The organism is Rhizobacter sp. P3_B12, from assembly GCF_056402895.1.
Map to the genome: position 1 here is coordinate 1 of NZ_JBFUGN010001086.1, position 1,956 is coordinate 1,956.

The 1,956-nt window shown below is 71.9% G+C and carries 1 protein-coding gene and 1 pseudogene; both read right to left on the reverse strand.

Going from position 1 to position 1,956, the window contains the following annotated elements; genetic code table 11:
• The coding region (locus tag AC1D01_RS32395; protein WP_477873604.1) for a penicillin acylase family protein at nt 1–1,606 on the reverse strand (1,606 nt) is incomplete at its 3' end.
• Between the two features lie 26 nt (nt 1,607–1,632).
• Nucleotides 1,633–1,956, reverse strand: a pseudogene (locus AC1D01_RS32400) (N(5)-hydroxyornithine transformylase PvdF); the annotation flags it as partial.

The window sequence follows — 1,956 nt, forward strand, 5'->3', positions numbered from 1 at the left end:
GCTCCTGCGCGATGCGGTGCCCCAGCCGCCCGCGCAGCGACAACGCCTGCCGCTCGCCACCCAGCACTGTCGCGAAGCCCTCCAGCGGCTGCTTCGGGTTCGAGAGCCAGTAGCTGTCGTTCATGTTGGCCACGTAGTCCTCGCGCAGCAGGCCCGGCATCTGCGACACCGGCATCGTGCCCGGCTGCACCGCGGCCGCATCGCTGCGCCAGTCGCAGGCGGCACGGCTGCCGTCGAGAAACGGCGTCACCGGGTCGACACCGGCAAAGCCCTGCGCCAGCGGGGTGCTGCACGCGGCGCGCAGCGCGTCGGGCACGTTCGGCACGGCACCCACGTCGCCCAGCCAGGCCCGGCCGTCGCCGCGCCCGATCGCCGCGGTGTTGACCCAGGGCATGCCGTCCTCGCGCTTCTGGATCGCGATGAAGTCGTCCAGCGAGCGCGCCTGGTTCCAGGCGAAGAAGGTGCGGAACACGCGGAAGTTCTCGCCGTTCACGTCGCGCATCGCGATCGCATGCGCCGTGCCCCAGCCGAACGGCGCGGCGCGCTTTCCGAGATCGACGATCGGGCCGAAGCGGCTGGCGTACAGCGTGCGCGTCACGCGTTGCACGCTGCCATCGGCAGCGCGGGTGTCCACCGTCACCTCGCGCCGCTGCATCAGCTCGCTGCGGCCGTCGACCAGGTAGCGCGTCGGGTCGGCCGGGTCGAGCGTCAGGTCGAACAGACCGAAGCGCCGTGCCGCCGACACCGTGTGGCTCCAGGCAATGCTGTCGTTGAAGCCGATCATCACCAGCGGCACGCCCAGAAAGGCGACGCCGGCCACGTCGACGCGGCCGGGGATCGTCAGGTGCATCTGGTAGAAGCGGTCGGGCCCGCCCCAGTACCAGTGCGGGTTGCCGAACAGCACGCCGCCCGATTCGCCGGTGGCCGCACGGCCGAAGGCCAGCATGTTGCTGCCGAGCGCCGGGTGATCGCCGACCTGCTGGCGCGGCCAGCGCGTCGCATCGCCGACCGCTGCAGGCGGTGCCGCGGGCCGCGCGTTGACGATCTCCGGGATGAAGCGCGACCAGCCGGCGGCGACCTGTGCCCCGTAGAAGCGCCGCAGGATGTCGTCGGCGTTGATCTCGCGCACCCATGGTTCGTGCAAGCAGGCCTGGCGAGCCGGTGCGCCGCCGCGGCGCGCTTCGGCCAGGTAGCGGTTGTAGCCGCGCGCAAAGCCGTCGGYGGCATCCAGCAGGTCGCGCGGCTGCGCGGCCCGGGCGCGCGCGAGCATCGCGTCGTCGGCGAAGCCACGGAAGAAGAAATCCAGCTCCAGGTTCAGCGGCTTGCCGAAGGTGGAATGGTGCGCCGGCCGCGCGTCGGCACCGAAGAACAGCGACCGCTCGCCGCGCCAGGTGACGAAGCCTTCGGCCAGCGTGCACAGCGCGTCCTGCGCCTGCACGTAGCCGATGCCGGTGCCGAGATCGCGCCAGTTCGCGGCGCGCAGGTGCGGGATGTCGTCGCTGGTGCGGCGGATCTCGACGCCGGCCAGCGCCGGGCCGCGCGCCTGGGCGCCGGTGATCAGCAAGGCCAGCGCGCCGATCAGCGCGCCACGTATCGATGCATGCATGGGTGGGTCCGATCAGGAAGAAAGTTTCATCGCGCCGCGAGCGCCGCCAGCCCCTGCTGCAGCGCCGGGAACAGGCTGTGGTTGAAGTTGTTCCAGCGCAGCTCGAGGATGGTGTCGGCCGGGTCGATCCCGGTGGCCAGCACGTCGACGATCACCTCGCCGGAATCGATGCCGTTGTCGACGTAGTGGAACGACGCGCCGGTCTGCCGCACCGGCTCGGCCGGCGTGCGCTGGAGCGTGCGCCAGTCGATGCGCTCGCCCCGTGCGCCGTGCAGCGCATCGAGCGTGGCCCAGGCGCCGCGCCGCTGGTGCGGCGAGCCTTCGCGCGTGATGCCGGGGTGGATGTTGAC